Below are 8,004 nucleotides of genomic sequence, written 5' to 3' on the forward strand. Positions count from 1 at the left end.
TTCTTTGGGTTATTATAACCTCTTAGAAGCTGTCCAATTTTATTATGCCACTACAATCAGTGGTTTAGACGAGGGCGAACGAATTCCACTACACTACAGCTATGCTCAATCATCAGTACAGTCAGGTCAAGATAGCGTCAATGCGCTACAAATGAATTCACAACAGCTGGGTAGTTACGAGGTAATCGTACGAGCGGATGGCTTAGCGGCGGATACCATTTATGAAGGTCAAGCAGTAGATGAATCGCCGCTTGCGACAGAGGATACGACTGTACTACTCGCTGCACCGTCTCGAGTGCACAGCGATGATGCCGCTATTTATATGGCACAGCAATGGGTGTCTGCAAACCACTGTCAACGCGAAACCTATCAAGCGACGGGTGCCCTGCGTGGTCTTAGTGTCGGTAGCCCCGTGAGTATCAATAACCTGCCCTCCATTGGTAGCTTATCGACTCACTGCGTGGCGGTAACCTTTATCGGTATTGAGCCTGATAACGATAGTGTCTCGTATCATCATCAAATATTTATCAAAGAGTGGTTACAGCACACTGCTCAGTATATGCAGCGCCAGACCACAAACGCCATTCATCTGTCTATACCTGATCATGGCTTTGATATGGCTCGTGACACTGGGGTTTGGGTCTCAGCGACGTTGCTTGACGCTACTATCCCCTACACCCCTTATCCCAGCTCTTTGTCCTTTGCCTGTAGTACCTATATGGGACTGACTCAAGCACGTACTGGTGACACCAGTTTATCAGCCTCTCCTAGCTATGACTCTAGTGTCAGCACTGATAATCTACAACAAACCATCACCACTCCAGTCTACTCAGGCATCAGTCCTCACGATGACGGCACTACCCCGCCGCTACGTAGCCTGCAACTGTCATCGGGTAGCACTCATGGCTGGCAGTTTGCCCCACGTCTGGGACAGTCCGTATTGCTTAACCACTGGTACGGTGATATCGACAGTCCGGTGATTAGCCGCGCACTGTTCGACGGTATCGGTATGGGCGATGTCGATGACAAAGATATCACCACTCGTGATAGCGGACTATCGAATAGACACAACTTGCAAGGGGGATCTTCCCCTAGATGGCATGGTGGTGGCCTCGGTCATTCGCAAATCAATGACGATGACAGCCACAGCGGCTGGCTATCGGGTATTGCCCAGTATGGATTGAGTTCTGAGTCTGAGGTGACCCTAAGCTTTGATGATACGCCCAACCAGATAGGGCTGCAGTGGACGGTGAATACCGGCAGCAAAGCCAATAGCGAAAATCCAACGATTACCGACAGCGCCACCTTTGCCCCTGATGAACATGTGCTTGAGCTTGGCGTGCTGCGGCATCGTTATAGCAATCATCAATCATCAACCAGTGGCCAAGGAATTAATCTAGCGAGCGACCATGGCTTACAAATCACCGGTGAGTCAGGCGTACTGCTATCCACTTTCGGTATCAGACACAGCCAGACAGAGCATGAGTCGGCATGGGTCAATGATGCCGGACAACGTCAACTAAAACTGGGCACTGAGCTGAATGAGACGCTTCTCGATGCCAAGCAGGCGCATTTGCAATCCACGGCAGCACTTAGCGATGCCAACCAAACGATAGAAGCCTTTAAAACCAGTGCTCAAATCATCGATGAGACGCTAAGTACGGAAGTCTTAGGCGCAGCCGATGTGCTGCTGGTCAGTCGTGACAGTATATTAGCCTCAGCAAGTAATACGCTATGGACGGCAAAAACTATCGTCAGACAGTCAGGCAGCACCCAGTCGGATGTGGTGGCAGGCAATTATACGCTGACGGCAAATACGATTGATTCGCTCGCTGGGATTGGTGGTCAAGCCGATCGGTCAGGATTACATATCAGTGCCAATAGAGAGCCACTAGCGATACAGGCACAGGGTGGTGAGCTGCAATTGCATAGTCAACTAGGTATGACGATTGGCAGTGAGTCGGGACAGGTGAATCTGTCGAGTCCTAAGCGTATTAAACTGCAGACCTCAGCAGGAGCATCCATCACGATCGATGACAGTGGGATTAAGCTGGTGTGCCCGGGGACGATTAAGGTTAAGGCGGTGAAGAAGGGTTTGGTGGCGGGGGCGAACATTACTCCAACGCTTCCTTCACTAGCTGGCTCAGATATCAAGTCGTATTTGACTTATGTCGCCAAGGACGCCTTCGGAGAACCCATCGCTAATACTGAGTACTTGCTATTTATGGAAGACGGTACGGTGAAAAGTGGTAAAACCGATAGCCAAGGCCGTACAGAACAGATCGTTACAGATACGCCTGAAGAAGTGGGTATACATATCGTCGGTGACGAACACGAAGGGTTTGAGCTAAGTTTTGAGGATGATGAGTAATGGCCGAACGATTGGAAATAAAAATTCTTGATGCAAATGGTACACCTGCTCAATATGAAAAAGTTGTAGTCGCGTATAAAACTAAAAGTGGCGGCATAGAGGAGAAAACTTTTACCTCAAGTGCCGATGGTCATATCAAAACTGGTATTAAAATATCTAAATTGCATCGAAATACTTTTTTTTATTTCGATGGTGGTCAAGGCCATCCCAAGGTTTTAGGTCAAGATACTCAGCTTGTTGGTCAAACTCATCAGTTCAAAGTGAGTTCAAAAAACCCTTTGAACTTTCTTGTACTTTACGAGTATTTTGATCAAGACGGTGCTAATCAGAGCATTACTATCCCTGATCTTAGCTATAAAGTATTCAATAAAGGCAAAGTTATAAAAATTGGTAAGACAGATAAAAATGGTATGACTTCTGCTTTTAAAGCGATAAAAAGTCAAGGTTATCAGATACAAATTAAGCCAAAACATTCATCAACTTATATAATACCCATCATCCGCAAAAAGTATCAAGATTCACAAAGTCCAACCGTAAAATATGATGGAACAACGCTTTATGCGATATGTTTAGAAACTTACGTTGGCTTTAAAGTAGTAAACAATAAGAATAAAGGCATCCCTAATGTTAAGGTCTGGCTGGTCGATAAAAATGGCAAACAGCAAGGAGATACGAGAACGACCGATAAAAATGGACGCATTAAGCCCTTTGCTCAAAATTTCAGTCGAACCGTCAAAGTATCTTTAAAAGGCTGTGAGTTAACTTTAAAAGAAAAAGAAGTAGTCATTCCTAAGCATCAAGGCGAAGATCCTTATCATGTTATTGAGATAAAAACGAGGACCTGTAGTACAGGTCTGAATAACCCTAATAATAAAGCTACCCTAGCAGCCAATACCCGACTTCCTATTGTTTATGATCTTGAAAGTAAGGAGTTGTCTGTATTTAGAAGTAATGACTACAAAAACCTTGTTAAAAACCTAAGCAATGTCGATAAACTAATGGCAAAAGTGCACATGCAAAGATCCCAAGTAGCAGACGCGCTCAAAGCTAGAGATGCTAGTATGCTAAAAACTGCAGAAGATGCAATGATAAGGGCAGAAGCAGACGCTCAAGATGAAATTGAGCAGGATTTTTCGACAATTGCTGATATGAAAGAAATATTCTTAGTCAAGACAGCCGTTGCCAGTGCGGACTCAAATGGAACCACTATTGAACGACGCTATGTGAGGAGAGATTATTTCGAAGATACAATCCAGCCAACACGTATCAACCAATCACAGACAAACATTCCTACTCCTGAAGGCGACCCTCCGCCACCAGACAAACCAAATCTGCTATATGATCCAGCAGGCTTTGCTAAAGAGGCGCTTGCTGATAGGATTAAAGAGATATCTGCTTCAATTGAAGGTGAGCTAGGAACTGAAGGGGAAATAGACTTAAACGTTTTAGACTATCTATTACCCTCTTCAGCTAATGAGATCAGTGAACTCATTACCAAATCTGATAAATACCAAGTAGATGGCGAGGCACAATGGCTACGAATGGTAGGTGGCGCTGGTATGAATGGCTCAGCAGATTGGAACCTTGATGACAAAATAGGTATCGAAGGCGGCTTTAATGCAAATGGTAAGCTTATTCTATGTGAGGCGAGTATTTCTCCTATAATGGCGCTACCTTCATTAGAAGGGTGGCACTTAAAAGCCACTTTTGAAGATGGTATCAAAATAGACTTAGGCTCACTGCGCCTGATAGTTTCTTGTGAGATTAGTGGATTTGCAGGGGTCAATATCGGGATAGAAGGTGCTGGTAGTATAAAAATAAAAGACGGTGCTCAAAAACTGGTCTCAGCAGCTCGTGACCCTAAGCAAACAATGACGAGTGCATGGGATGCAAATAAAAATATGCCTGCTCTTAGCCTAGACTATAAAGATATTAATCATACAACCAGTGATGATGAGATAGAGCAGTTACAAGAAAAGCATAACGTAAAAGGGTCTGTAGCTATCTCTGCATTTATCGGTGTAGAAGGAGGAATAGAGCCAAAGGGTGGTATAGAGTGGCTACCGCCAGAAGAAGAAAATTTTGTCTCTTTTGCCTCAGTATCGGCAACTATTGCAGGTAGCTTCGGCATCGGAGGCTCCTTAGACTTTTATGTGTTCCTTGACGCTCGAGCAGGCAAATTTAAAATCAGAGCCAAAGCCGCTGCTTGCTACGGGGGAGGTGGTAAGCTTGGGCTTGTATTTGAAGTGAATGGTGGTCAGATAGAAGAGTTTCTCAAATGGACATTCTATCAGCTGGTCAATGCAGGCTTTCGCAAAATCGTTCATATTTTAGATGATGCTTTTACTGCTTTAACCCAGCTGTCTGTGATGTATTTGGGCGGTGAGTCTAGTCTTACTAAATCTTTAATATCCATCGGTAGATCATTCGATATATTTTCTGACTCTATAAATACAGACTCAAAACGTTATGACTTGGCTATTGAGATTACGAAAGGTGAAAAAAAGGAAATGTTACTGTGTGCTACGCCCAATGGTAAAGGTATACTAATATATAATATTAGTCGTCATAGTTGGTATAGCCATGCGCTTAGCTGGCCTGATTTTGACTTTAGTCTTACTGATGGGCTTAGTATAAAACTACTTACTAAACGCAAAGAAGCCATTATAAAAATATTCACTACGGTGACCACTTACCCTGAGTGGGACAATGTACTACAGCACATGAACAGGGATGGAGTAAAAGGTTATCATACCCAAGAGTTAATCGGTAAATCTAATAAAAGCTTTCGCCAAGAGAATGAGGCACACGTTTTACGGTTCTTAAGTTATGGGATTAATAATATAGACACGCCTTTAACCACTTTATTGAACAATATCAAAGTAAATAAGATCATAGAAAAAAACGATACGGGCAATTCTTATATAGACCAGTATCTAAATATGTTAGGCAGATTAATTAAAGGCTATTACCCTAAAGGCGAGAAAGTAGTAGCCAATACCGATTCTGCTTACGAGAAGTACCGTATGTTGGCTAAAGTTGATTATATCAATCCTAATTTTTATGCAGCCAAAAACCCACAGCATTTCGATGCCAGCATCTTAAACCCAAGAGGCAAGCTAGCTGATGGCACTTATCATGCTTAAGGTATATAGCAATACAAAAGTATAGTACAAATAATTAACTTATTGCTTGCTGACTATTAGCGACGCAGCGAGCTGATGTACTATAGTCAAGGTTAGACTTACCTTCGTGTTCTTTCTTTTCCGAATCATCAATAGGTGTAGTTGGTAAGCGCTTGATTCGCATTAAAGTAATTGATCCATTGGCTAGTATGTTTTGTGCCGAACCCCAATCAGCATTGACAGAACGCACCACTTTCTCAGTGCCTGTCTTAGGACCTTGGGGATTATGCTCAGGGCTGCTGGCATAGTAGTCCTCGCTATACCAATCACTCATCCATTCAAGGTTTTGATTGGTCATGTCATACAATCCTAACGGATTAGGCGGATACAGACCGACAGTAGTTATAGCCAGACTGGTTTGATATTTCCGTGAAAGCTTCGACTTTTCGTCAAACGTCCATATATTACGCCCACCGTCTATGTGGCCGTTATCGGTTGGGAAAAGTACATACTTACCACGATTACGCGCTGCATATTCCCACTGCGCCTCACTAGGTAGACTCATCGGAATCTCTAGCTGTTGACCGAGCCATTGACAGTAATTTTGGGCAGTCTGCCAGTTGATGCCAGCAGCGGCATCATCAAAACGTACCTTAATGTTGTATTTTTGCATTCCTACTTTTGCTTGTTCCGTTGCCATACTATAGACATCAAAGTCACCATAAGTTGCTTTATAAGCATTCATGCTAAAACTATTAAGCGTCACCTTGTGCAGTGGTTTATTGTCACTTTCACTCCTGATAGGGCCACCATCATTTATAGTCACTTTAGAACCGAAGTCGCCCATCTCATAGCTACCCCCCTCAATAAATTGCATGTTCTCTTTTTGCTGCGCTAAGAAGTCATCCAACTGCTGCCTTTCATCATCGCTTAAATTGCTACGGGTTTGCGGGATACCACTATTATCTGTCGAAGTCGCAGATTCTTTAGCACAGGCAGTCATGGTAAGTAAGGGCATAATAAATAAAGATACGAATAGAGGTTTTAGAGTCATAATAGGCTACAGTGATGTTTTGTTGAGAGTTCAGAAGGATTATACTAATAATTTATGTGGATTGTCTAAGTAGAAATATTAAACTACTGTCGAGATAGACTGGGTTAATAAAAAGGATTGGTTATTATTAACTTTTATAGGGTAATAGCATACTAACCCCAGCTTTTATACAACTAGCAATCTCCAACAATATAATAATCGCTCGTTTGATAAAATCAAAGTTTAGATAGGTTGTACTAAACCAAAAGTAGACTAAAAATTCTAGCTTAAAGGCTTTAAAGAGTTAGCAACGCAGCGTGAAGAGGTATTTCTGTTTTGATTCATTCTTGGATCATTATCTATCAAGGGTGGATCAGGTAGACGGTTGCTACGAAGAACGGTAACTGGCCCTATGCCCAATCTGATGTTATCAGCGCCACCTTCGCCAGTACTTAATGAGCGTACGACCTTTTCAGTTCCTATCTCGGGGCCTTTTGGATTGAGCTCAGGACTGCGCTCGTAGTAGTCAGCAGCATACCAGTCCATCGTCCATTCATAGTTTTGGTTAATGAGATCATAAAGTCCTAAAGGATTGGGTGGAAACATACCGACAAGAGGCACATCCATAAAGCCAGTATTGTATTTTTGTCTTAACTCTTTTTGCTGCTCAAAAGTTGCTATATTACGCCCTGCATCCACTTTACCATTATCGGTTGGAAATAAGACATATTCACCGCGATTACGGGCAGCATACTCCCACTGAGCTTCGGTTGGTAGACTCATCGGCACATCTAACTGTTGGCCGAGCCACTGACAATAATGCTGCGCCGTTTGCCAATTAACGCCAGCGGCAGCAGTAGGTTGATGTAATTCCACCGCGTAATCTTGCATTCCTTCTCTAGGCTTTCCTGTCGCCATACTATAAGTATCAAAGTCATCATAAGTTGCCTTATAGGCATTCATACTAAAGCTATCCAGAGTGACAGGATGTAAGGGCTTACTATCGTATTCGCTGGATATGGGTAGACCACCAGTCCAATCGAGCTTATGTCCAAAGTCACCCATCTCATAGCTACCGCCTTCGATAAAGCGCATGTTTTCTTTTTGCTGGGCTAAGAAGTCATTCAACTGCTGTTGTTCATCAGCGCTTAAATTACTACGGGTTTGCGGCACACCGTTACTATCTGCCGAAGTCGCAGGTTCTTTAGCACAGGCAGTCATGGCAAATAATGGCATAATAAACAAAGATACGAACAGAGGTTTTAGCGTCATAATAAGCTACAGTGATGTTTTGTTGAGAGTTCAGAAGAATTATACTAATAATTTGTCTTGATTGTCTAAGTAGAGATATTAAATAACCCAACGAATATTATCTTTATCAATCACGTTAATGTGAATAGCGATGAGTTTTTATACTGCGCTAACAATCGCAAACCATCACTATAGACTCTTTAAATAAAATAATATTTTTCTTG

At 42.8% G+C, this 8,004-nt stretch carries 4 protein-coding genes; 2 read left to right on the forward strand and 2 right to left on the reverse strand.

All coding sequences use genetic code 11. The annotated features are described in order from the left end of the window. Both EI162_RS12490 and EI162_RS12495 read left to right on the forward strand, forming a co-directional pair. The coding region (locus EI162_RS12490; protein WP_192524661.1) for a DUF2345 domain-containing protein at positions 1-2,371 on the forward strand (2,371 nt) is incomplete at its 5' end. Further along, the gene (locus tag EI162_RS12495; RefSeq protein ID WP_192524662.1) at positions 2,371-5,517 is read left to right on the forward strand and encodes a hypothetical protein; all 3,147 of its coding nucleotides are present in this window, start codon (positions 2,371-2,373) and stop codon (positions 5,515-5,517) included. The genes EI162_RS12490 and EI162_RS12495, both read left to right, overlap by 1 nt. A gap of 34 nt (positions 5,518-5,551) precedes the next feature. Here the strand turns inward: EI162_RS12495 and EI162_RS12500 are convergent, their stop codons facing one another. Further along, on the reverse strand, positions 5,552-6,514 hold the full coding sequence (locus EI162_RS12500) for a formylglycine-generating enzyme family protein (protein WP_192524663.1): 963 nt from the start codon (positions 6,512-6,514) through the stop codon (positions 5,552-5,554). 297 nt (positions 6,515-6,811) lie between these two features. Continuing rightward, a complete protein-coding gene (locus tag EI162_RS12505; protein ID WP_192524664.1) occupies positions 6,812-7,801 on the reverse strand; it encodes a formylglycine-generating enzyme family protein in 990 nt (329 codons plus the stop codon). Positions 7,802-8,004 lie beyond the last annotated feature (203 nt).

The sequence above is a fragment of the Psychrobacter sp. FME6 genome (genome assembly GCF_014861365.1).
Lineage (GTDB): Bacteria > Pseudomonadota > Gammaproteobacteria > Pseudomonadales > Moraxellaceae > Psychrobacter.